A 24,070-nucleotide genomic window follows, 5' to 3' on the forward strand; every position below is an offset into this window, starting at 1 on the left:
GTTCACGTGGTACTCAGAACGTCTGCCAGGTCGCCTCGGTGACCTGGCAGGGCCCGCCCTGGTGCACCCGCAGCCGCCCGGTCGGCAGGTCGAACCCGATCGTGGCCAGGGTCTCCCACCGCTGGTTGAGCGGCTGGGTCAGGTCGGGGTGGGCGCAGACGGGCGCGTCCTCGGGGGCGTGGCTGAGCATGGCGAGGGCCCGCTTGTTCAGGTCTTCGAGGCTCAGCCCCTCGACGTTGGCGCGCAGGTGCCGCAGCCGGTCGTAGGTGCCGGGCCGCTCGGTGGCGTGCCGCTCCCCCGCCGCCAGCGCGTCGTCCAGGAAGTGGTTGCAGTGCAGCAGCACCCCGTCGGCGTCGGGCGGGATGACCGCCACCCCCGCCGGGGAGATCTCGATGGAGGCCGCGTCCGAGGCGGTCACGGCGGTGATGACGGTGGAGGCCGAGACCGCGGCCGAGCGGGCGATCTCCGCGGCCTCCGCGACCGTGGTGGCCTCGTCGAGGATCCGGCGGGCGATCAGGTGCACGGGCACGCCCAAGTCGGCGGTGTCGGCGTCGTGACGCAGGATGTTGAAGTGCACGCCCAGGCCGGCCGAGTTGACCCCGATCTTGGCCAGCGCCCCGGCCTCGGTGAACGTGCGCACCACGTGCCCCGGACGCGGCTCGAGCTCCCACAGCATGGGGGCGTCGCGCAGGTGGTCGTGCCAGTCCCAGGTCTGCACCGTGCGCGCGGGCCCGGTCTGCGGCAGCACGACGGAGGTCGAGCACTCTCCGTGCCCGACGGCGTCGATGGCGGCCAGGATCTCGGTGCGGGCGTTGACCACGGCGACCTGCCAGGGCTCCAGCCCGGCGCCGGCCGCGATGCCGGTGATCTCATCGGCCAGGCCGGGGGCCCAGGCCGCGCTGCGGTCGAGCGCCTGCTCGCCCCACGCGCGGACCTGCGCCCCGGAGGCGCCCGCGACCGCGAACAGGTCGGTGTAGCCGGCCAGGTTGCCCGTGATCTGCTCACGACGGGCGCCGCCGAGCTCCTTGCCGCGGGCGTGCGGCCCGCTCTGAGTGGACGTGAACGTGGGAAATGTCATGAACGGCCCATCAGATCGGCGAGCCGGGGATTGACGGCGGAAACGTCGGCGCGGACCCGCGCGTACCGCTCCGCGTCGATGTCCTGGCTCAGTTTGAACATGCTCTGTTCCGCGTGGACGCGGACGCGAAAGGCAACTACCCCGGGCAGCAGCTCCGCGAACTTCTCCCTGGACGCCGGTGTCGGCTCCCAGGCCGGTTCCCGCAGCGACTCCGCCGCCTGGACGGTACGCTCCACGACGTCGAGCGCGTCGTCGATCAGCTTCACCCGGCCGGTCAGGTGGACGGCCGCGTAGTCCCAGGTCGGTACGGCGGGATCGGTCCGGTACACGGTCGGCGACACGTACCCGTCCGGCCCGGAGAAGACCACGAGCACCTGCGTGCCGGGCTCCCACGAGCGCCAGTGCGGGTTGACCCGGGCCATGTGGCCGAGCAGCGTCGCCCCCTCGAAGCCGTCGCCCGGGCGGTCCTCGACGACGACCGGGATGTGGGTGGCGACCGGCACACCGTCCGCCGCGCTGACGACCAGCGCGAACGGGTTCTCCCTGACCAGGGCGGCGACCTGCTCGGGGCGCGCGGCGGCGTAACGGGGGAAGGTGTGCATCCCTACTCCACCGCGCTCAGGATCGCGTCCCAGGCGGCCTCGGACGCGAGCGTCCCGAGGCCCGTCGGCTTGACCCCGGTCAGCTCGACCTCGTCGGTCGTCATGGCGAACATCGTGTCGCCGTCGGTCAGCGTGTGGAACGGCTGGATGCCGCGGTGCATGGAACTGTGCACCTGACGGCCGATCTGGAGCAGCTCGACGTCGGTCAGCCGCACGTTGGTGATCATCACGGTGAGCGTGGTGTTGCCCATGACGGAGGCGGCCTCGGAGCCGATCAGGTCGGCGTAGTCGGCGCTCGGGTGGCGGCGGGCGTCGAGGTCGGCGTGGTAGTTGCCGCGCACGACCCGGCCCTCCCGGTCGATCACCGTGCCCACCGAGTTGACCACGGTCGCCACCAGCACCTTGGCCTCGCCGAACGTGCCGAACGCGGCGCCCTGCCCGGCGAACTCGGCCCGGCCGAAGTCCACCTTGCCCGCGCTCGCCGTGCGGCCCGCGCCGCACCGGCCCACCGGGAACTCGCCCTCCTTGGCCCAGCGCAGCGCGGCGCGGCCCAGCTCGCCGTCGGGGTAGACGGCGGTGTCCCGGGTGGAGAAGTCGTAGATCACCGCCCCCGACACGAGCTGCAGCTCATCCCACTTGGTCCGGTTGCTCCGGCGGGCCAGCAACTCGTCGCTCACACCCGCCGCGGCCGACAACCCGTACACCGAGCCGCCGGCCAGGCAGATCGCGTGGTTGTAGTCGTAGCCGCCGCTCATCCCGACCGCGCCGCCGCGCGCGTCCACGGCCGTCCGCGCGCCCGCGGGCAGGTGGATCACGGTGCAGCCCGTGGGGCCCTCGGCGTACTCGGCCGTGCCGACGTGCACGCCGGGCAGGTCGAACGCCACCGAGCCGCGCCCGGGGCTGGGCTGCGGGGACAGCGGCAGGTCCGCGTTGCGCGGGACGCCGGGCGCGAAATCGGACGGCTTCGCGAGCCGTGGCTCGGTGGTCACAATGCCTCCAGTAGGTGCTTCGAGTACTCGTGGGCGGGCGCGCTGTAGAAGGTGGCCGTCTCGGCGGTCTCGACGACCTCACCGCGTCGCATGACGGCGATCCGGTCGGCCACGTAGCGCACCGCGCCGAGGTCGTGGGAGATGAACAGGGCGCTGAAGCCGTACTGGGCCTGCAGGTCCTTGATCAGGTTGAGGATCTGCACCTGCACGGAGACGTCCAGGGCGCTGACGGCCTCGTCGAACACGATGAACGAGGGCCTGGTCACCAGCGCGCGGGCGATGGACACGCGCTGGCGCTGGCCGCCGGACAGCTCGTGCGGGTAGCGCTCGGCGAACGCGGCCTCGAGGCCGACGTGCTCGAGCATCTCGTCGACCGCGTCCCCGGCGGGGCGGCCGAGCACGGAGAGGGGCTCGGCGACGCTCTGGCCGACGCGCATGCGCGGGTTGAGCGACCAGTGCGGGTGCTGGAGCACGGCCTGCATGCGGCCGGCCAGTTCGCGCCGCCGCTTCGGGAAGGGGCGGCCGTCGAACCTGACCGCGCCGGACGTGGGCCGTTGCAGGCCGAGCGCGACCCTGCTGGTCGTGGTCTTGCCGGAGCCGGACTCGCCGACCAGGCCGAGCGTCTCGCCCTCGGCGACGGACAGGCAGACGTGCCGCATGGCCTCCAGATGGATGCGCCGCAGCGGCGGCCCGGCCGAGAAGGTGACGGTGACGTCGTCTATCTCGAGAATCACGCGGTCACCTCCGGCACGCGCTGGTCGGCGAGTTCTTCCGCCCGGTGGCACAGGACGTGCTGGTCGCGGACCCGGACGGGCTCCGGGCGCTCGTGCTCACAGCGTTCGACCGCGAACGGGCAGCGCGGCGCGAACGCGCAGCCCGGGGCGGGGCCGGTGAGCACGGGCGGGCGGCCCGGCACGGGCTCCAAGCGTGTGCCGTGGGCCGCGGCGGCCGGGGACGCCCCGGCCAGGGCCGCCGTGTAGGGGTGGACGGGGTTGCCGAGCACCTCGCGGGCGGGGCCGTTCTCGACGACGCGGCCGCCGTACATGACCGCCACCCGGTCGCATCTGCGGGCCACGGCGGGCAGGTCGTGGCTGAGCCACAGGATGCTCGTGCCCGCCTCGGCGGCCAATGAGAAGACCATGTCGGACACCTCCTCGCGTACCTGGCTGTCCAGGGCGGCGGTGGGCTCGTCGGCGACGAGCAGCTCGGGCGAGGTGGCCATGGCCATCGCGATGGCCACCCGCTGCGCCATGCCGCCGGAGAGCTGGTGCGGGTACGCGCGCGTCACCCGGGCGTCGTCGAGCCGGACCCGCCCCAGGTGGAAGCCGACGTCGCCGCCGCGCCCGAGCACGAGCCGGAGCTGGGCGCCCACGCGCATCGTCGGGTTCAGGGAGGCGATCGGGTCCTGGAAGACGAACCCGAGGTGCCGTTTGCGCAGGTGGCGTAGCCTACCGGGAGGCAGGTCGAACACCGGCTCCCCGGCCAGCACGACCTCCCCCTCGGTACGCAGGGCGGACCGCGGCAGCAGCCGGCCGACGGCGGAGCCGAGCGTGGACTTGCCCGACCCGCTCTCCCCGACCAGCCCGACCGTCTCCCCCTGCGCCAGCTCCAGGTCGGCGCCGTCGAGGGCCCGGGTCTTCGCGTAGTCGATCACCAGGTTCCGTACGCTGAGCAGGCTCACGTGAGTGACCTCGTCTCCCTGGGCTCGAGCCGGTCGCGCAGCCCGTCGCCCACCACGTTGATCGCCAGGATCGCCACGACCAGCACGACGCCGGGGCCGAGGATCAGCCAGGGCGCGGCGATCATGTAAGTGCCGCCCTGCTGGATGAGCACGCCGAGCGAGGCCTGCGGCGGCTGCACGCCGAACCCCAGGAAGCTCAGCCCGCCCTCGACCGCGATGCCCACCGACAGCGCGTACGTGCCCTGCACCGCGATCGTGCCCGCCACGTTCGGCAGCACGTGCCGGCCGAGCACGCGCGGCAGCCGCGCCCCGCTGATGACGGCGGAGGTGACGTAGTCGCGCTGCGAGACGGCCACGGCGGCGGCCCGCACCAGCCGGGTCATCAGCGGGATCGTCACCAGCACGATGCTGGCCAGCGCCGCCAGTTGCCCGGGGCCGAGCACGGCGGCCACCAGGATGGCCAGCACGATGGCCGGGAAGGAGTAGAGCACTTCCACCAGGCGCATCACCAGTTCGTTCAGGTAACCGCCACGGTATCCGGCGATGATGCCGAACGTCGCGCTCAGCGCGGCCGTGAGCAGCACCGCGATCGACGACAGCAGCAGCGTCGTGCCCACGCCCTCCATCACGCGCGGCAGCACCGAGCGGCCCAGGTTGTCGGTGCCCAGCCACCAGCCGGGCCCCGGCGGCTGCAGGCGCGGGCCGACGATGGCGTCCGGGTCTCCCCCGAGGCCGGCGAGCCCGCCCAGCGCGAACAGCACGAGCACCACCAGGCACCCGAGCCCGCCGACGGACAGCTTGTCCAGTTTCACGAGCGCCTCCCCGCCGTCACGCCGAGCCGGGGATCCAGCGCCCCCACGAGCAGGTCGATCAGCACGTTCATGACGATGAACACCCCTGCCGCGAGCAGCACCCCGGCCTGCACGACCGCGTAGTCGCGGCGGCCGACGGCCTGCACGATGTACGAGCCGACGCCCGGCAGGTTGAACACGTGCTCCACGATCAGCGCCCCACCCAGCAGGTACGCGGTGGTCGTGCCGATCAGCGTGACCACCGGCGTGGCGGCGTTGCGCAGAATGTGGTGCCTGACGATGAACCACGGCGACTCGCCGCGCCCGACGGCCGCCGTGACGTACTGCTCCACCAGCACGCCCATGACGGCGTCCCGGGTGGTCCTGGCGGTGACCGAGATGGAGAACACCGACAGGACGGCCGCGGGCAGGATCATCGTCGCGAGGTTCGCCGCCGGGTCCGCGGTGACCGGCACCCAGGAGCCGACCTGCAGGCCGAGCGCGTACCGGGAGAACACGAACACCACGAGACTGCCGAGCACGAACTCCGGCACGCTGACGCCCAGGCCGCTGAGCAGCCGCCCGGCCGCGCCGCCGCCGCCCGGGCGGGCGCGCACGGCGGTCAGCACGCCCAGGGGCACGCCGACCAGCACGCTCGCGAGCACCGCCAGCACGGTCAACTCGGCGGTCACCGGCAGGCGGGCCAGCAGCTCCGCGCCCACCGGCTGGCGGCTGATCATGGACACGCCGAAGTCGCCGCCCGCGACGGCCGACAGCCAGTGCCCGTACTGCATGAACACCGGCTGGTCCAGCCCGTAGCGGGTGGCGAGCTCCGCCTTCTGCTCGGCGGTGGCGAACGGCCCGAGCACGGTCTCCGCGAAGCCGCCGGGCATCAGGCGCACGGCGGCGAAGATCAGCACGGAGACGCCCAGGAGCGTGGCGGCCGAGCTCAGCGCCCGGCCGGACCACCACATCACCAGCCGCATGGCTACTGGGACTTCTTCACGCGAACGTCGGCGACCAGGCGCAGCACGTTGCCGTACCCCTCGGTGGCGTACAGGCTCGGGCTGAGCGCGTCGGCCCGGTAGGCGACCGTGGCCGGGCGGGTGACCAGCGGAATCATCTGCGCGTCGGCGTCGGCCTTGGCGCACACGGCGGCCAGCGCCTTGTCCCTGGCGGCGCCCGCGGGCTCCTGGCCGGCCGCGTCGATGAGCGTGTTCAGCTCCTTGTCGGGCTTCATGAAGCCGACGTTGAAGCCGGCCGTCTCCGGGTTCCACCACTTGGTGACCATGGCGGGGTCGGCGTAGCCGGCGAACCAGGACAGGGCGGCGTCGAACTCGGCGGGCGCCTTGCCGTACACCTTGCCCGACCAGCTCGCCTCGTCCATCTGCTCGATCTTGACGGTGACGCCGATCTGCTGCAGGTTCTGCTGGATCACCTGGGCGACGGCGGGGGCGGGCTCGGTGGAGAAGATGCTGAGCGTGAACGACAGGTTCTGCGCGCCGGCCTCGGCCAGCAGCGCCTTGGCGTCGTCCACGCTCTTGCCCGCCGACGGCAGCGCCGCCGGGTCGCACGAGCCGGGCAGCCCCGCCGGGGTGATCGCGGTCGGCTTGCCCTTGCCGCCGAGCGCCACGTCGGCGATCTGCTGGTTGTCCAGCGCGATCGCGATCGCCTGGCGCACCTTCGGGTCCGCCAGCTTCGAGCCCGGCTTCAGCGTGTTGAGCATCAGGTAGTAGAAGTCCGTGGTCGCCTGGGTGACGACCTTGACGTCCTTGGCGCCGGCCAGCATCGTCGCGGAGTCCACGTTGCCCAGGGTGGCAAGGGCGGCGCCGCCGTTCTGCAGGGCGGCGATGCGCGCGGCCTCCTCGGGGGCGATCGTGATGTTCACGGTGTCGGCCGCGGGCTTGCCCTTGTTCCAGTACTTGTCGTTGCGCTTGAACGTCCACGACACGTCCTGGCGGTGGTTCTCGACCGCGTACGGGCCGGTGCCGAGCAGCGTCGTGGCCGGATCGACGGACTTGTCGTCGATCTCCTTCATCGGCAGCACGGCGGCGGGCACGTTGGCCAGGGCGGCCAGGAACGGCGTGTACGGCTGCTCCAGCGTGACCTTCACCTTGTCGTCGCCGTCCTTGGCGACCGACTTGACCGGGCCGAGCTGGCCCCGCCACACCCCCTTGGAGGCCAGCAGCCGCTTCAGGCTGCCCACCACGTCGTCGGCCGTCATCTCCCTGCCGTTGGAGAAGGAGACGCCCTTGCGCAGGTGGAAGACGTACTCGGTGGGGGACGGCGTGTCCCACTTCTCGGCCAGCAGCGGTTGCACGCTGAAGTCGGGGCCGATCGTGACCAGCGTCTCGTAGGACAGCGAGAGAAGCTGCCAGGTGGTGGCGACGTCGGCGAGTTGCGGGTCGTAGCCGGTGGCCGCGCCGCTGTCGATGTGCACCTGGAGGTTGAGCGCGCCTCCCGTGGGGAGGGCCTCGTCGGCGACGGCGAGGTAGCCGGGGGCGGCGGTCTCCTGTGCGGCGGGCGTCGGGCTGGTGGTCGTTCCGGTGGCGGCGCAGGCCGAAGCCAGCAGGGCGGCCGCGACACCGCAGGCCAGGCGTATGGGACGCATGGGCCTCTTCTCCTCTAGTGGCAGGAACGTTCGGCGGCGCTCGGCGGTACGTCGAGCGTCGGATTCCGGTCGAAGAAACCGACCGGCTTGAGTACGAACCCGCAGGTGTCGACCGGCATGATGGGCCAGTCCTCGGTGCGGGGGAAATGTGTCAGGCCGAACGTGTGCCACAGCACGATGTCCTGCCCGTCGATGTCGCGGTCGGCCCTGGTGTAGGCGGGCAGGCCCGCTCCGCCGGGATGCTGGTTCACCAGGTCTCCGGCGGGATAGCGCTCTTCGGGGTGGTAGCGGGTGACCCACAGGTGCCGGGTCGCGAACTCGGCCCTGCGGTGGATGCTGGACTCCGGCGCGGCCAGCAGGGTGGGCTTGCCCTCCGCGTGCAGCGCGTAGCCGACCGGGCGGCCGAGGCGGTTGCGCACCTCGGGGTTCACGACGTGCCAGGTGCGCTCCGCCTTCAGGTCGGCGTCGCGCATCGCCTCGCGCTCGGTGCGCAGGCGGGTGACGGCGCGGCCGATGGCGTTGCCGTACGGGTTGTCCGGGCCGATCGGGCGCAGGTCCACCTCGACCTCGTCCACGGCGTTGGCCACGCCGTCCACGGTCATGTCCAGCCGGGCGCTGAACAGGTGCTGGTGGTACGGCGCCGCCAGCCCGGGCGCCACCTCCGACGCGTACGGGGCGGCCCGGTCGTCGTAGGCGCCGGTGAAGACGATGCCGGTGGCCTTGACCTCGAGCTCGATCGTGCCATCGAGGTAGAGGTACCAGTAGAAGCCGTAGTCGTAGTTGCCCACGGTGACGAAGAACGAGATCACGAGCCGGCGCTGCCTGCGGGTCTCCTTGGAGCCGTTGGCGGGATCGCTGTGCTTCCACAGCACGCCGTAGTCCTCCTCGTGCATGCAGATCGCGTTCTTGATCACCTTGGGCACGCCGGCGCCGTCCGTGACGACGGCGTCGAAGTAGGTGATCTCGCCGAGGCAGTCGCAGCCGAGTTCGAGGGAGTTGGCGAGCTTGCCGAGCTGGTATTCGCCGGTGTCGAAGTAGTTCTGCCAGAACCTGATGGGGCTCGGGTCCCCGTACGGGACCATCATCTCGGCCACCGACGCCCGGTAGACGATGGGCCTGACCCGGCCGTCGTCCTCGAAGCCGATCTGGTGCAGGGTGAGGCCCTCGCGCATGTCGTAGCCGAGGCGCAGGCTCCACTTCTCCCAGGTGACGAGCGGGCCGTCCACCGTGAAGCTGGGACCCTCCGGCTGGGTGATGTGGATGGGGCGCTGGGTGGTGCGGTGCGGGCCCTTGTCGTAGTCGCCCGGCTCGGACGGGATCGGCTGGGGGCCGGTGTCCACGATCTCCAAGACCTCGCCCTTGACCAGGTCCACGTACGCGACCAGGCCGTCCACCGGATGCGCCCACGGAAGGCTCTCCGGGGTGGGCATCACGTGCGCCAGCACCCTGGCGACCCGGCGGCCCTCCTCCTTCGGCAGCCCGAAGTGGCCCGCGCTGAGCGCCGCCAGATAGACGCCCGCAGGGTCGTCGATCCCGCGCCTGGCCAGGGCCTCAGCCCAGCCGGCGTCCGCCCGGAGCACGCGCCTGACCAGGGCGTGCTCCTCGTCCAGCATGGGCACCTGGCCGTCGGTCATCGGGTCGATCGGCGCGCGGGACTCCACCAGGCCGTCGCTGATCGACACGATCACCTCCTCGGCCGCCTCGGTGGCGAGGTCCAGCAGGAACGCGCGGGCCCTGCGGGCGACGGGGCCGCCCGCCAGCACCTCCTGCTTGACGGGCTCCTCCAGGCCGAGATAGGCCACCCGGACCGTGTCGGTCAGCACGCCTTCCTGCGTCAGGACCCGTCTGACCTCGTCGATCTCCTGCGCCGCGAGCGGGTCGAGAGGATGGGGATGCTTCCCGGTGGTCAGGTGCAACGTTCCGCCCCTTTCTGCTGCCGGAACGTTCCGGCAAGTTTTGCGATAACTTAATTGCGCTGGCCGGAGTGCACAAGACCTGAGGCCAAGGCGAAACACATCGTTTACCGAGCGGGGGGTGGTTCCGACGGGCCGCTACCATCGGGGCGTGCAAGCAGAAGAGCCGGTCACGATCCTCACCGTGGCCAGGGAGGCGGGGGTCTCCAAGACGACGGCCTCCGACGCGCTGCGCGGCTCCGGACGGGTGTCGGAGACCACGCGCGAGCAGGTCGCGAAGGTGGCCGAGAGGCTCGGCTACGTGCCCAACGGCTCGGCCCGTCACCTGCGCAAGGCCAGCACCGGCGCCGTCGGGCTGCACGTCCCCGAGGTGCTGACCAGGTCGGCCTACTACATGTCGTTCGTGTTCGGCGTGGTGGAGCAGGCGGCGCGGCACGACTACGACGTCACGCTGATCACGGCCGGCCAGCGGCGGGCGCGCGCGCCGCGCGTCGACGGGCTCGTCCTGGGAGACCCGCTCGGGGGCGATCCGGTGGTCGAGAGCCTGATGGCGACCGGGCTGCCGACGGTCTCATGCGAGCATTTCCCGGGAGAGCGGCAGGCGGACGGTGTCGTGTGGTCCGACCACGCGCCGATGCTGGCCCGGCTGCTCGGCCATCTGCGCTCGGCCGGGGCCGCGCGGCCCGGTCTCATCGTGGCCGGCGACGAGAGCGACTGGGCGGCCAGCGTCCATCGGGGCTACCTCGACTGGTGCGCCGCGCAGGAGGTCGCGCCGCTGGTGCACCGGGTATCCTTCGACGCCACGGGCGACGAGGTCCGCGCGGCGGCCCGCAGCCTGCTGGAGAGCGGGGCCGGGATGGACGCGCTGGTGTGCGCGCCGGCCGGGGCGGCGACCGAGGTGGCGCCGCTGCTGCGCGAGGCGGGGACGGGCGTACTGCTCGCCTCGTGCGTCGACAGCGCCGCCACGCGGCTGGCCGACCCGCCGATCACCGCCATCGACCTGCGCCCCCGCGAGGCCGGGGCGAGCTGCGCCGAGCTGCTGTTCGAGCTGCTCTCGGGCACCGCGCCGGCCGGGACCGAACGCGTCCACCCGATCGAGCTGGCCGTCCGCGCCTCGACCAGCCCCGGCTCGTGAGAAGGCGCACCGCCGGACGCGGGGGCTGCCCGGCGGTGCGAGACGAGGACGTCAGGAGAAGTTGACGTCGCTGCAGAAGTAGTACGTCTGGTCCATGTGCGAGGCCTTCCAGATCGTGAAGACCACGTGGCGGCCGGTGCGCGAGCCCTTGCTGATGTTGTCGATCGGGTACGTGCCGGCCGGCGCGAACCTGCCGGTCTCCCGGACCAGCTCCAGGTGGTTCCAGCCGAGCGCCGTGGTGGTGGCGTTGTAGCCCTGGCGGCTGATGTAGACCCGGATGTAGTCCGCGCCGTGGTAGGCCTGGTCGGTCAGGCGGATGTTGAACGTGCTCGACAGGTTCGTCATCTGCCACGCGCCCGGCGTGTCCATGGAGCGGTAGCGGCCGTCCTGCGCGCGGCCGGCGCTGCAGAGCTGGCCGTTGGGGATGACCCCCTGGTGGTTACCGGCGACGTTGTCGCGGTAGAGCCCGTTCCAGTTCCACATGGCGTTGGTGTTGTCCTGCCACGCCTGCCAGCACATGGGGTCGCGCTGCTGCATGGTGGGGTTCTGGAAGTCGCTGCCCCAGCGCAGCCAGCAGCCGTAGTTGCGGGAGGCCGGATCGACGACCGAGCCGTGCGCCGAAGCGGTGTCTGCCAGCGGGACGGCGAAGATCATCGCCATGGACATCAGCAGGGCCAGGGCGCGCAGCGCCCAGCGGTGTGGTGCGACATGGGGCATAGTGCGGTCTCCGTGTTCCGGTCGGGGTTCCGGTGCTTAGGAGCGCTCCCGGTGGGCGACGGTATCTGACGGCGCGGACCAGGGGAAGTGAGGGCCATTGTCAACGGAGGCCGGGGTGGGGGTGAACAGCGGAAAGGGCTTTCCAATGGAGTGAAAGTTTCAATCGGCCATTAAAGTTCGCAAATCTCCACGTAATCGATCGATAACTTAAGGTGACGAATTTTGGGCAAGTAGCATGTGGGCGAGGGCGAGATTCCCGATACTGGGTGGGTGACCGCAATGGCAACGATCGAACCGATCAGCACAGCGCGCACGGTTCTTCCGGGCAAGCCGCCGTTCACTGTCGACGACCTGCTCAGATTCCCCGACGACGGGAACCGCTACGAGCTCTTCAACGGGAGCCTACTGGTGAGCCCTGCCCCCACCCCCATGCACCAGCGTGTCATCTACCGGCTGCAGCGCATGCTCGATGACGCGGCCCCGCCCGAGCTGGAGCCCTTGTCCACCGTCAACCTCCGCCTTTCCGACCAGGATTTCTACATCCCCGACCTGGTCATCGTCCATACGGATTCGGTGGACGAGGCCGAGCTCATGTTCGCGCCCGAGGATCTGCTGCTCGCCGTGGAGGTGGGCAGTCCGAGCACCAGGACACGCGACGAAGTGCTCAAGGCCGCGGGGTATGCGGCGGCCGGCATCCCCGCCTACTGGCGGCTCGAACTGGATGAAGGGCCTGCCCTCTACGTCTACGAACTCGACGATGACGCCTACGCCCCGCCCGCCGTCTACAAGGCCGGCAGCGTCGCCCACCTGAAGACGCCCTTTCCGGTCAGCTTCGATCCGGCCGGGCTTCTCACCCGTAGGTGACCTGGACCCCGGCTCTGCCGGCCCCCTCCTGCTGGGAGTGCCGGGGTCCAGGCGCTCAGGGGTCGGGGGGGCTCTGGGCGGCCAGGGAGGTGTAGACGGTCACCTCGTCCGGCCGGACCAGCCCGTCCTGGATGGCGCAGATCAGCAACTTCTCTTTGGTGGGCGCGGGCCTACCGGCCGCCGCGTATTTGACCCGCGCCCGGTCGATGTACTGCCGGACCGTCCGTTCCTTGATCCCCATGCGCGCCGCCACCGACGCCTTGGACATGGACTGGAACCAGTACAGCAGCGCCGCCCGCTCCTTGTCGGAGAGCTGCGGCCGGTGCGGCCCCTCGTCGGTCGCGATCGCCTGGGCCATCGGCGGTGTCATGCTCGGCCGGTCGGCGGCCACCTCCAGGATGGTCTCCAGGCATAACTCCCGGGTCGCCCGTCCCTTGCCGATGAAGGCCGAGGCCCCCGCGTCGAGCACCGCGCGTACCGTCTCCGGCTCCTCGTGCTCGGAGAAGACGATGACCCGCTGCCCGCCCGCGCACAGCTCGGCGACCCGGTCCACGACCATCGTGCCGTTGAGGTTGAGGTCGAGCAGCAGCACGTCGGCGTCCGTGCCGTGGACGGACTCGATGGTGGGTCCCTGGGCGACCAGCTCGACGGGGCTCGGCGGGCCGAACCACGACCGTACGCCGTCCACCACGACCTGGTGGTCCTCCACCAGGGCGACGGTCACGGGCCCTCCCAGATGCTGTTGACCCATACCTCCCCTCCCTGACGCTGATAGGTGACGACGACCCCGCTGGCCTCTCGCACCGGGGTCGGGCTGATGGGCAGGTCCTCGTTGTCGGCCACGACGGCCACGCTGACCATGGTCGACATCGCGGAGACCGTGACCCGGGCCCGGGAGAGGGCGCCGTCCAGGGCGCGGACGGGGGCTCTGAGCAGGTCTTCGCGTACGCCGTCGGGCAGCACGGGCATGCTCTCGCCGAACGGCGGCGCCGTCACCAGGACCCGGCGCCGCTCGGCCGCGTCGATGCGCTCCCGCAGGACGGACACCAGTGCGTCCGGCACGTCCTCCCGCTCCGTGATGAGCCGGCGCAGCCGCATCGCCCCGGCCGTGCAGTCCGCCCGTACGCAGGGGCTGCCGGGGTCGGCCCCGTCGGCGAGCTGCTTGAGCAGCGACTCCGCCACGTCGCGGATGGCCTCGTAGCGGCGCAGCCGGTCGGTGTGGATGCTCTGGGCGGACTCGCGCCAGGCGTCGTCGGCGGCGAGCCGGCGGGCCAGCAGCACGGTCTCCTCGGCGCGGGCGCGCAGCATGTGGCAACCGGCCGTGTAGCCGAGCTGCATGGTGACGCCGCCGGCGATGACGACCAGGTATTTGGCGATGGACACCCGGTCGAACGACCCCGCGACGGCCATCGCGGCCAGCATGATGCCGGCGTTGGCGGCCAGGAACGCGATGATCTCGGCGCGCCAGCGGGGCCGGTTCCAGGTGAGCATGACGGCGAGCCAGCCCACCGAGCCCCACGCCCAGTCGCTGATGCCGAGCAGTTCCCCGGGCCGGCAGGCCAGGATCACCGCGATGTCCACGACCAGCGCGGCGAGTGCGAGCTCCCGGATCCTGGCCGGCCCGCGGGAGGTGCGGGACAGCGACAGCGCGCCGATGACGAAGATGACGGAGTAGAGCACCCAGGCTCCGGCGGCCAGCAGCGGCCAGCGGAAGGCGCTCCAGCCGGTGATGGTGACGGTGAGGTCGTAGCCGATGTGCCACACACCGGCGATGACCAGGGCGCCGAGCGCGGTGTAGCGGGCGTAGCGCCGTGCGATCTGCTCGATCTCCTCGGTCATGGCCGCCACCACAGGCTCACCCGGGTGCCCCGGTCGCCGGAGGAGATCTCGGCGCCGCCGTTGGGCAGCGAGCGCATCATGTCGAGGATCGAACCCCGCACGCCGAACCGGTCGGGCGGCAGACGATCCTGGTCGAAACCTCGGCCCGCATCCGCGACTTCGACCAGGATCTCTCCGCCGCGCCTGCTGGACACCAGCTCCGCCTCGCGGACGCCGGCGTGGAGTGCGACGTTGGCGAGGGCTTCGGTGACAGCGCGGGCGAAGCGCTCCGCGACGTCGCCCGGCACCGTCTCCGGCACCAGGTGCTTGCGGACGGCCAGCCCGGTCGCCCGGCCGGCGACCTCGTCGAGGAGGGCGTCCAGGGCGATGGGCGGGGAGACGGCGCGCGGGGTGTCGCGCAGCTTCTCCAGCGCCGAGAGGTCGGCGGCCACCTGGGCGCGCAGGGTGCGTGAGGGCTCGTCGTAGGTGCCCAGGCCGACCATGGTGAGCGTGTGCAGCGACGTCTCGTGGATGCTGCCGACCTGCTTCAGCTCGTCCTCGCGGCGCAGCCGCTCGACGATGAGCGCGATCTCGGCCCGCGAGCTCTCGCGCAGGAAGGTGTCGGCGGAGGCGGCCGAGCGGCGCAGCAGCGTCATCAGCAGCACGATCGCGAGCAGTTGGACGAGGTGGATCCCGATCGTGGTGAACACGTCGGCGGTCGGGGACGCCAGCCGCACGCCCACCGCGAACGACGCGGCCACGACGAGCCCGGCGGGCACGGCCACCCGCGGTCCCCAGGTCACTCCGGCCATGACGACGCTCATCGTGACCAGCCCCGCGACCCACGACGACGACGTGGTGAGCGCCTCCATGGCCACGAGGTGGCGCTGCGCGAGGCACAGGGCGATGACGATGGCCACATCACCGGCCACCAGCCAGCCGGGCAGCAGCTCCTTGCGCCAGAAGACGCGCGCGTAGAGCACGGTCCAGACGATGTGGAGCAGCAGCATGGGCACCAGCCACCGGGCGGAGACCGGCGGCACGGCGCCGAGCAACGCCGCGACGACCGCCACGGAGCCCACCGCGGTCCGCGCGCCCGCACCCGTACGCGCGACGGCCTTCGTCAATTGCCTGGTGGCCGAGTCGTATCTCGTGGAGCCGGGATGAGACATGAACCGTCCGCACGCGATATGGGCTTGAGACGGGTCTCACGATAACGCAGCGCACGGTGGGTAAAAAGAAACGCGAAGGGTTTTCTCCGGCCATCGCTGCGGTTGGCGTCATGGGTCGCATGGCATTTTTCCTCGGGCCGGCTCTCGACGGTATTCACCGCCCTCACCGAACCCTCGCTCCGGGGCACCCCCGGTGGCATGACGGTCGATCGGCCGTCAGAACGCTACGACGGCCGATCAGCCGTCAGTCGCGTCTCTTCACAAACGCGTGTACTGGTCGCGGGCCGCGACCAATGCGGTGGGGGAGGGACCTCATGACACTGTTCGTGATCACGATTCTGCTGGGATGTCTGTCGGTGATGACCGTCAGGGGCCGGCGGGGGAACTGGCCGGCCGGCATGCCGGTGTCGAGGCCGCGGCTGGTGGCCGTGGGCGGCACGTACGACGGCTCGCACAGCCGGCCGTCGGACGCGTACGTCGTCCAGGAGCGCCTGATCGCGGCGGCCCGCGGGGTGGGCGGGACCGAGCTGGCCCACACGGCCGCCGCGCTGGCCCTGGGCGCGGTGGTCGCCGCCCGGCCGCAGCACACGGGGACGCGGGAGTCGGACCTGGACGAGTGCGTCCAGGTGGCGCATCGCGCGGTGCGTACGTCGGCGTTGCGCAACCCCGCCACCCCCGATCTGGTCAGCACTCTGGACCTGGTGGTGCTGGACCGGGGCGAGAGCCCGCGGCTGCGGTTCGCGCACGTCGGCAACGGCGCGATCTGGCACTGCCCGAGGGGCGGGGAGCCGCGGCCGCTGACGACGCCGCACGCGTTCGAGGACGGGCCGCTGCTGCGCGGGGTGGGCCTGCCGTCGGCGCTCAATCCCGAGGTCGGGATCGTGGTGCTGCGTCCCGGCGACCGCGTGGTGATCGTCACCGACGGGGCCGTCAGGGCGCTCGGGGTGACGCGCATGAAGGAGCTGCTCAGCGACGCCGCATCGCCGGTGGCGTGCCTGGACCGGCTCTACGACGAGATGGCCGCCGCCGAGCCGAAGGACGACGCCACGATCGTCATCGCGGATTTCGTCACCGCCTGATCTGGACGCGGCCTCTGGGCGGTGGCACGCTGAAGGGTCTCGGGGGAGAGCGCCACCGTTCCACTATCGGTCCATCAACTCTTTGATGGGAAAAGCCGTGGCCGAACTTCTTCTTTTCCCGAGCTGTGATCTGCACATGGCGTTGACCGGCGGTCACAAACTGTTCGTACGCCTCTTCCAGGTGCTGGTGGACGCCGATCCGGCGAAGGACGGCCGCTATCTGCTGGACCCGATATCGAGCGGCTACGAGTTCGATTTCTTCGCGCCGTACCAGAAGGTCGGTGAGCGCTTTCGCGACGTGCCGACGGTGAACCTGACGACCGGCGAGGTGAGCGCGACCAGGCCGGGGGTCTATCTGTTCCAGCTCCGGGCCGGCCAGGACTACCTGGTGGGGCGGCTCCAGGTGCACAACGCGTTCAGGTCGTGGTGGTTCGGGAACGACTCGATCACCACGGCCGTGGACGACGTCGGCCACGCGCAGCCGTCGATCTACGCGAAGTTCAGCGAGGACTCGGCGCCGAACGACCCCAACTCGACGGGGGCCGACCTGATCGGCGACATCACCGGCCACGGCTACGTCACGCTGAGCTCCCCCGACGCGAAGGTCGTCGTCATGCCGGAGGGGCGGCTGCGCGGCACGACGGTGACCACGACGCCGGTCATGGTCAGCGGAACGTTCCTCGGCCAGACGCGGACCTTGCCCACCCGTGTCGTCAACTACGACACGCGCCGCCGCGTCCTGGCCCCGCGGCTCACTCCCAACCTGTCGCGTGCCGGCACCGCGCACAACATGCTCTTCCTCGCCGACGGGTTCAGGGAGACCGACAGGCCACAGTTCGAGAAGATCTTCACCGAGGCCGTCCAGAAGAGCATCTTCACCAAACCGGCGCATGAGCCGTACCCGATGCTGAAGGACGCCTTCAACGTCTTCACCGCCTTCGCCCCGTCGCAGCAGCACGCGATCACCTGCGGCTGGCGCGTCACCGACACCGAGTCGGGGCTGGTGCCCAAGGGCGCCCAGATCCCCTACAACGACCCGGCCACCGCCAAGAAGAACGCCTACACGCTGGAGCAGCTCTTCGCGATCGTGGGCGAGCCCATGCGGAACGAGCGCCGGCCGAACCTCGTGGAGCTCTGGAAGGACCAGTCGCTCAGGGACTTCCAGCAGGACAGGGTGGACGACGCCCTCCTGGATGCCTGGAAGGCGCACCAATCGGCCGGCATCCTCCAGGCCAGGGACACCTTCTTCGGCCTGATCCTCGGCAGCCGGCCGGGCGAGCGGAACACGGGCCGGCCGTCGGTGCCCCGGCCCGCCAGGGACGAGAAGGTCCAGGCGCTGGCGGACTTCGTCGCGCGTGTGTACGAGTTCTACCAGCCGACCGATCCGGCCCGTACCCTGACGCCCGACCGGCGCAGGCACGCCCCCCAGGTGTATCCGGGCAACCGCTTCTCGAGCCGGCAGAGCACCATCCTGCGGTTCATCAGGGGGCTGGAGCTGGACCGTGACCCGTTCACCCTGATCGGGCCGGTGTGGGAGCCCGCCACGACGTTCAAGCCGAGCAGGGGCCTGGTCGGCATGATCTCCTACGACGGCGTCACCGGGGGCACCAACACGAACGGCAACACGATGACGACGGTGAGCGTGGGCACGTCCCTGCATCTGAGCGCCAAATACCTCGTCGCCCCCGTCCTGGCCGCCCCGCCCGACAGCATCCACGTGCTCGTCCGGGAGCCGCCGAACGTCATCGAGCCGGACATCGACCAGGTCGCCGGCGCGATCGCCCACGAGTTCGGGCACAGCTTCAACCTCTCGGACGAGTACGAGACCCGCGCGAAGGACGACCCGGGAGACGCCGGCGTCGACGACCTGGCCGAGGACAACGTCTCGAAGCTCAAGTTCCTCCAGATGGCCGGTCAGGCCGGGCCGCTGATCGATCCGGCCAAGATCAAATGGTTGGCGCTGCCCCGCATCAGGATCTCCTCCAGGCTGACCGGCAGATCCGTGATGGGCGCCCAGGGCGTCGAGTTGCCGATCGATCCGCGCCAGGTCGGGCAGTGGCAGAAGGTCATGGCGGAGACCCCGCCGGTGCAGGTCCATGTGCGCAACTTCGCGCCGAACGTGTCCGGCAGGCAGTTGCCGCTCACGTCGGGGCTCTACCTCCAGACGCTGAGCATCGTGCGCGTCAGGCCGGAGGGCGTGCTCGTGCTGTTCGGGCCGGGGCTCCAGCAGAACACGGTCTTCGAGGCCGGCTCGGCGGTCTTCGTGCCGGTGGTGGACAAGAACCGCCAGGCGATCACCATCACCGAGCCGAAGGTGCTGGAGAAGCTCACCAGCACGAAACTGCCGCTCAACCAGGACACCGACAACGAGAACCCCAAGGACGAACCCGACGAACCGGTCTCCATCTCCGGGTTCAAGCCGCCCTGTACCTCGTCGCTGCTCATCGGCATCTTCGAAGGCGCCAGGGAGTTCGCCCGCGGCTACTACCGGCCCACCGGCACGTGCAAGATGCGCAGCCTCGGAGCCACGGGCGCGGCCGTCCCGTTCTGTTACGTCTGCAAGTGGCTGCTCGTCAACCGGGTCGATCCCAGCTTCCACGGCATGCTCAGCGAGAAGTTCTATCCCAAGGCGAAGAAGAATGGCTGAACAGGGGACGTTCGACACATTCGTCGCCGAGATCGGCCAGGCGCTGCTCCCCCTGCGCCAGGCGCTCGGCTCGACGGAGGCCTTCATCGCGTTCCTGCAGCGGCTCGGCTGGCAGGCGAGCGACATCCCGCAGCCGCTGCGCGACCTCGGCGCCGGCGTGGAGACCCTGTACGACAGCCTCACCAAACTGCTCGGCGAGGGCAACGTCAAGGTCGGCGGCCAGGTCGGCGGCGGCGAGGCGAGCGTGCAGATCTCGGCCGACGACGTGTCCCGGGTGCTGCACGCCACCCAGCGGGTCATCGCCGGGATCCGGGGGATCGCGACCGCGCCGGCCGCCTCGATCCCGGCCCCGCTGCGCGCCGACGGGTTCCAGACGGTGTTCCCGAGGCAACTGGTCGACTACCTGATCGTCACGTACCTCCAGGACTTCCACCCGTCCATCGGGTTCGCGCTGCGCTCGCTCGGGGTCGTCAAGGCGACCTACACGCCGCAGACCGGCGGGCGGACGCCGTACGTGCATCTGGCGCTGGACGTGGCGGATCTGCCGCGCATGCTGGAGGATCCGTCGCTGGTGCTGAAGAACGCGTTCGGCTGGGGCGAGGCCACCTTCGACTTCCCCGAGCTCGCCTCGCAGATCGACAATCTGCTCGCCTCCGTCGGCGTGAGCGTGGCCGTGGAGCCGCCGTCCCTGCGGACCGTGGCGGCCGTCGGCGGCCCGCCGCCGCTGCCGGAGCGGCCGCGGCCCAAGGTGCTCAGGGCCGTGATGTTCGAGCGGGTACGCGAGTCCGGCCGGATGGCCGCCGAGGTCCGGCTGTTGCCGCTGCCCGCCGTGGACTCCGTCGCGCCGGGCCTGGCGGTGCTGCCGTCGTTCAACGGCGTGCTGGACTTCCGGCTCGAACTGGGGCCCGACATCTTCGTCACCATCCGCAGCGAGCTGGATCTGCAGGGCGGGGTGGCGGTGCGGCTACGGCCGGGGCGGCCGATCGAGCTCGTGCTGGGGTTCGAGTCCGACAGCGCTCCCGTGCACGCGGTGGGCGCGCTGGAGGTCAGGACCGAGCGGTCGGGGGCGGACGGCGTACCGACGGTGCTCCTGGGCGCGCCCGGGAGCACGCGGCTGCAGTTCGCCAAGATCGCCGGGACCGGCGGGATCCGGCTCTCCGGGGCGGACGTGGACGTCTTCGCCGAGGTGGAGCTGACGGGGCTCGAGTTCGTCTTCGAGCCGTCAGGGGCCGACGGGTTCATCGCCAAGATCGTCCCTGAGGGCGGCTTCTCCTTCGGGGCCGACCTGACGATCGGCCTGTCCCACCGCGACGGCTTCTACTTCCGCGGCGCCGCCGGCATGGAGATCCAGGTGCCCGTGCACCTGCGGCTCGGGCCCGTCGAGATGCAGTCGCTGACGATCTCGGCGGCGCCTTCGGGCGACGGGCTGCCCATCGGGCTCGGTGCGACGTTCAAGGCCGAGCTGGGACCGCTCAAGGTCGTCGTCGAGGAGGTCGGGCTGACCGCCGCGTTCGCGTTCAGGTCCGGCCACGACGGCAACCTCGGGCCGCTCGATCTGTCGATCGGGTTCAGGCCGCCGCGGGGCGCGGGGCTGTCCGTGGACGCCGGCGTGGTGAGCGGCGGCGGCTTCCTGCGCTTCTTCCCCGAGCGCGGCGAGTACGCGGGCGCGCTGGAGCTGGAGTTCACCGGCCTGTTCGGGGTCAAGGCGCTCGGGCTGATCAGCACCAGGATGCCGGACGGCTCCAAGGGCTTCTCCCTGCTGCTGGTGATCACGGCGGAGTTCCCCGGCGGGATCCAGCTCGGGTTCGGGTTCACGCTGCTCGCGGTGGGCGGCCTGATCGGGCTGAACCGGCGCATGAACCTGGAGGCGTTGGCGGAGGGCGTACGCACGGGGGCGATCGAGTCGGTCATGTTCCCGCGCGACGTGATCGCGAACGCGCCCAGGATCCTCAGCGACCTCAACGCCTTCTTCCCGATCGAGGAGGGCAGGTTCCTGATCGGGCCGATGGCCAAGATCGGGTGGGGCACGCCGACGCTGATCAGCGTGTCGGTCGGGGTCATCATCGAGATCCCGGGGAACATCGCCATCGTCGGCGTGCTGCGGTGCCTGCTGCCCGACGAACGGACGCCGCTGCTGGCGCTCCAGGTGAACTTCGCGGGGGCGATCGAGTTCGACAAGCAGCGGCTGTGGTTCTTCGCCGAGCTGTTCGACTCGCACGTGCTCTTCATGACCATCGAGGGCGGCATGGGGCTGCTGGTGGCGTGGGGGGACAACCCGGACCTGGTGGTGACCGTGGGCGGGTTCCACCCGGCGTTCAAGCCGCCGCCGTTGCCATTCCCGGTGCCGCGGCGGCTGGCGGTGGACATCCTCAACCGGCCGGGCGCCCGGATCCGCGTTTCCGGATATTTCGCGATAACCAGTAATACGGTGCAGTTCGGCGCGCGGGCCGAGATGGTGCTGGGGTTCGACGACTTCGGCATCCAGGGGCACATCAGCTTCGACGCACTGTTCCGGTTCTCGCCGTTCTCGTTCCTCATCGCCGTGTCGGCGGGGGTCACGCTCAAGGCGTTCGGGATCGGGCTGCTGGGCATCGACCTGGACTTCGAGCTGTCCGGGCCGTCCCCGTGGCGGGCCAAGGGGCGCGGGTCGATCTCGCTGCTGTTCTTCGAGATCTCCGCGGACTTCGACCTCGAATGGGGCGAGCGCCGGGACACCACGCTGCCGCCCGTCGAGGTGCTGGCGCTGCTGGCCACCGAGTTCGCCAAGCTGGAGGGCTGGGAGACGCGGCTGCCGGGCGGCGGCACACGGCCGCTCGTCACGCTCAGAACGCTGCCGGCGACCGACGACCTGGTGCTGCACCCGCTGGGCTCACTGTTCGTCCGGCAGCGCGCGATCCCGCTGGACGTGCGGCTGGACCGGGTGGGGGCGCAGCGGCCCAGCGACGGCAAACGCTTCGCCGTGGCGCCCGCGCCGGACGGCGGCCTGGTACGGGCGTCGGTCACGCCGGACAAGTTCGCGATGGCCCAGTTCCAGGACATGAACGACGCCGCCAAGCTGTCGCGGCCCGCGTACGAGGACCAGGACGCGGGGATCGAGCTGGTGGCGGCGCAGGGGGCGATGGCGTCGGCCCGGGTGGTGCGGCGCAGTGCCCGGTACGAGGCGATCGTCATCGACAGCCGTGCCCGCCAGGCCCCGAGCGGCGCCGTGGCCCGCGCCCGCGCCCTCGGCAACGGCTCCCACACCGGCCCTGGCACTAGCACCGGCTCTGGCACCGCCACCGGTAACGGTTCGGGCTCCGGCGCTGCTTCGGGCGCGGCCGGTAACGGGGAGGTGCGGGGGTTCGTGGTGCCGCCGCCCGTGCGGGCCAAGCGGCTCACCAGTGTCAGCCCGGCCGTGTTCGGGCAGTTCCTGCAGGGCAGCAGCACCAGCCGGTCGCCGCTGTCGCAGCACGAGTCCACGCTCAGGCAGCCGTTCCCGGCGAGCGAGACCGTACGGCTGACCGGGACGCGCTTCGTGATCGCCCAGCTTCGCAACAACCTCCAGGCGTTCCCACCGGCGGCCCTGGCGGGGAGCCCGTCGAGCTTCCTCAGCCTGGCGGCGGCCCTGGACGCGCTGGACGACTGGGTCGAGGCCGACCCCGGCCTGGCGGGCACGCTCCACGCGGTCCCGCAGTCCGACGCCGCGGCCCCGCCGGCGGTGCCCGGCACCTGGCACTCCGCGGTGAACACCCTGCCGGCCGCCGCGGCCTGGGACTCCCCCGACGCGACCGCCCGCCTACACGACGGCCGCATCCTGCTCGCAGGCGGCACCACCACCCCCACCCCGAGCACGGGTGTGCGGTTGAGCGTTGGTGGGGAGGCGCTGGTGGCGGTGGCGTTGTTCGATCCGGTCGCCGCGGCCTGGTCGGTGGTCGCGCCCTTGGGGACCGCTCGCCACCTGCACACCGTGACGGCCCTGGAGGACGGCCGGGTGCTGGTCGCGGGCGGCCGTAACGGCGGCGCGCCCGCCGGGGTGTCCTCGGCCGAGATCTACGACCCGCTGAGCGGAGCCTGGTCGGGGACGCCGGAGTCGATGGCCGGCCCGCGCCACTCGCACACCGCCACCGTCATCCCCGGCGGCAGGGTGCTGGTCGCGGGCGGCACCGGCCCCCGCACCCCGCCGGGCCCCGGCGGCGAGACCAGCGGCGAGACCGGCGGCGAGACCGGCGGCGAGACCGGCTCGCCGGAGCGGGCGCTGGCGACGGCGGAGATCTTCGAGGCCGCGACCGGGGCATGGACGCCGGCCGCGCCCATGACCGACGCGCGCTCCGGTCACGTCGCCGTGCCGCTGCCCGGCGGCAAGGTGCTGGTCATCGGCGGTGTGGTGCGGACGGGACGCGGTGCCGCCGCGCTCGCGTACTGCGAGGTCTTCGACCCCGCCACCGGCGCCTGGACCCCGACCGGCAGCATGGCCACCCCGCGTACCGGTCACCGTGCCGCCGTGCTGGCCGACGGCACCGTGCTCGTCACCGGAGGCGACGCTCCGGGGGTGGCGCCCGCGGGCATGTCGGGCCGGGCCACGGGCACCGCCGATCCGCCCGCGCGGCCGTTCAGCCCGGCCGGTCTGGCGAGCGCCGAGCGGTACGACCCGGCGACCGGCGAGTGGACGCCCGTCACGAGCATGCCCGGCGGGCGGAGCGGGCACCACAGCATCCTGCTGCGCTCCGGCAAGGTGCTGGTCATGGGCGGCGCCGGGGCGCCCTCGTTCGACGGCGGGTTCCGCGACGCGCTCCTCTACGACCCCGCCACCGGCGCGTGGACCGCCATGGGCCGCCTGGCCACCGGCCGCTCCGGGGCCGCGATCGCCGAGCTGCCCGACGGCCGGGTGCTGGTCGCGGGCGGACGTGCCCGATCCGCCGCCGCGGCGCCGTACCCCGGCACCGACCTGCTCACCGACACCACCGAGATCTTCACCCCGTGACCCAGGGAGGGTA

The 24,070-nt window shown here is 71.5% G+C and carries 18 protein-coding genes; 5 read left to right on the forward strand and 13 right to left on the reverse strand.

Annotated features, from left to right (window positions below):
- Positions 1–13: 13 nt before the first annotated feature.
- From AB0I15_RS38320 to AB0I15_RS38360, 9 genes are read right to left on the reverse strand one after another with little or no spacing between them, the layout of a single operon-like run.
- Complete coding sequence (locus AB0I15_RS38320) at positions 14–1,078, reverse strand: C45 family peptidase (RefSeq protein ID WP_358107001.1); 1,065 nt, start codon at positions 1,076–1,078, stop codon at positions 14–16.
- On the reverse strand, positions 1,075–1,680 hold the full coding sequence (locus AB0I15_RS38325; protein WP_358107004.1) for an FMN-binding negative transcriptional regulator: 606 nt from the start codon (positions 1,678–1,680) through the stop codon (positions 1,075–1,077). Before AB0I15_RS38325 ends, AB0I15_RS38320 begins: the two co-directional genes overlap by 4 nt.
- A gap of 2 nt (positions 1,681–1,682) precedes the next feature.
- Complete coding sequence (locus AB0I15_RS38330; protein WP_358107007.1) at positions 1,683–2,669, reverse strand: P1 family peptidase; 987 nt, start codon at positions 2,667–2,669, stop codon at positions 1,683–1,685.
- Complete coding sequence (locus AB0I15_RS38335) at positions 2,666–3,403, reverse strand: dipeptide/oligopeptide/nickel ABC transporter ATP-binding protein (RefSeq protein WP_358107009.1); 738 nt, start codon at positions 3,401–3,403, stop codon at positions 2,666–2,668. The genes AB0I15_RS38330 and AB0I15_RS38335 overlap by 4 nt, the downstream gene beginning before the upstream one ends.
- Positions 3,400–4,350 (reverse strand): ABC transporter ATP-binding protein, encoded by a 951-nt coding sequence (locus AB0I15_RS38340; protein WP_358107012.1) that lies wholly within the window; start codon positions 4,348–4,350, stop codon positions 3,400–3,402. The genes AB0I15_RS38335 and AB0I15_RS38340 overlap by 4 nt, the downstream gene beginning before the upstream one ends.
- Complete coding sequence (locus tag AB0I15_RS38345; RefSeq protein ID WP_358107014.1) at positions 4,347–5,162, reverse strand: ABC transporter permease; 816 nt, start codon at positions 5,160–5,162, stop codon at positions 4,347–4,349. Before AB0I15_RS38345 ends, AB0I15_RS38340 begins: the two co-directional genes overlap by 4 nt.
- Entirely contained in the window at positions 5,159–6,127 is a 969-nt protein-coding gene (locus AB0I15_RS38350) for an ABC transporter permease (protein WP_358107017.1), read from the reverse strand. The genes AB0I15_RS38345 and AB0I15_RS38350 overlap by 4 nt, the downstream gene beginning before the upstream one ends.
- Before the next feature lie 2 nt (positions 6,128–6,129).
- On the reverse strand, positions 6,130–7,752 hold the full coding sequence (locus AB0I15_RS38355) for an ABC transporter substrate-binding protein (protein ID WP_358107020.1): 1,623 nt from the start codon (positions 7,750–7,752) through the stop codon (positions 6,130–6,132).
- A gap of 14 nt (positions 7,753–7,766) precedes the next feature.
- The gene (locus AB0I15_RS38360; RefSeq protein ID WP_358107023.1) at positions 7,767–9,668 is read right to left on the reverse strand and encodes a primary-amine oxidase; all 1,902 of its coding nucleotides are present in this window, start codon (positions 9,666–9,668) and stop codon (positions 7,767–7,769) included.
- 148 nt (positions 9,669–9,816) lie between these two features.
- On the opposite strand from AB0I15_RS38360, the gene AB0I15_RS38365 reads away from it, so the two are divergent.
- The gene (locus AB0I15_RS38365) at positions 9,817–10,800 is read left to right on the forward strand and encodes a LacI family DNA-binding transcriptional regulator (RefSeq protein WP_358107026.1); all 984 of its coding nucleotides are present in this window, start codon (positions 9,817–9,819) and stop codon (positions 10,798–10,800) included.
- A gap of 51 nt (positions 10,801–10,851) precedes the next feature.
- Here the strand turns inward: AB0I15_RS38365 and AB0I15_RS38370 are convergent, their stop codons facing one another.
- Positions 10,852–11,517 carry a lytic polysaccharide monooxygenase gene (locus AB0I15_RS38370; RefSeq protein ID WP_358107029.1) on the reverse strand — a complete coding sequence of 222 codons (666 nt, stop codon included), beginning with the start codon at positions 11,515–11,517 and terminating at the stop codon, positions 10,852–10,854.
- Between the two features lie 279 nt (positions 11,518–11,796).
- Here AB0I15_RS38370 and AB0I15_RS38375 point away from each other — a divergent pair, with 279 nt between their 5' ends.
- The gene (locus AB0I15_RS38375) at positions 11,797–12,381 is read left to right on the forward strand and encodes a Uma2 family endonuclease (protein ID WP_358107032.1); all 585 of its coding nucleotides are present in this window, start codon (positions 11,797–11,799) and stop codon (positions 12,379–12,381) included.
- A gap of 55 nt (positions 12,382–12,436) precedes the next feature.
- On the opposite strand, the gene AB0I15_RS38380 is transcribed toward AB0I15_RS38375, so the two are convergent.
- Genes AB0I15_RS38380 through AB0I15_RS38390 form a run of 3 tightly spaced genes read right to left on the reverse strand, consistent with a single transcriptional unit; the run spans position 12,437 to position 15,371 of the window.
- Positions 12,437–13,105, reverse strand: a complete 669-nt coding sequence (locus AB0I15_RS38380) for a response regulator (RefSeq protein ID WP_358107035.1) — start codon at positions 13,103–13,105, stop codon at positions 12,437–12,439.
- Positions 13,102–14,220, reverse strand: a complete 1,119-nt coding sequence (locus AB0I15_RS38385; RefSeq protein ID WP_358107038.1) for a hypothetical protein — start codon at positions 14,218–14,220, stop codon at positions 13,102–13,104. The genes AB0I15_RS38380 and AB0I15_RS38385 overlap by 4 nt, the downstream gene beginning before the upstream one ends.
- Positions 14,217–15,371: a hypothetical protein gene (locus tag AB0I15_RS38390; protein WP_358107041.1), complete on the reverse strand. Its 1,155-nt coding sequence runs from the start codon at positions 15,369–15,371 to the stop codon at positions 14,217–14,219. The genes AB0I15_RS38385 and AB0I15_RS38390 overlap by 4 nt, the downstream gene beginning before the upstream one ends.
- Positions 15,372–15,685: 314 nt before the next feature.
- Here AB0I15_RS38390 and AB0I15_RS38395 point away from each other — a divergent pair, with 314 nt between their 5' ends.
- From AB0I15_RS38395 to AB0I15_RS38405, 3 genes are all read left to right on the forward strand, one after another.
- Entirely contained in the window at positions 15,686–16,450 is a 765-nt protein-coding gene (locus AB0I15_RS38395; RefSeq protein WP_358107044.1) for a protein phosphatase 2C domain-containing protein, read from the forward strand.
- A gap of 136 nt (positions 16,451–16,586) precedes the next feature.
- Entirely contained in the window at positions 16,587–19,097 is a 2,511-nt protein-coding gene (locus AB0I15_RS38400) for a M64 family metallopeptidase (protein ID WP_358107047.1), read from the forward strand.
- On the forward strand, positions 19,090–24,057 hold the full coding sequence (locus AB0I15_RS38405) for a DUF6603 domain-containing protein (protein WP_358107050.1): 4,968 nt from the start codon (positions 19,090–19,092) through the stop codon (positions 24,055–24,057). Before AB0I15_RS38400 ends, AB0I15_RS38405 begins: the two co-directional genes overlap by 8 nt.
- Positions 24,058–24,070 lie beyond the last annotated feature (13 nt).

The organism is Nonomuraea sp. NPDC050643, from assembly GCF_040654715.1.
GTDB lineage: Bacteria > Actinomycetota > Actinomycetes > Streptosporangiales > Streptosporangiaceae > Nonomuraea.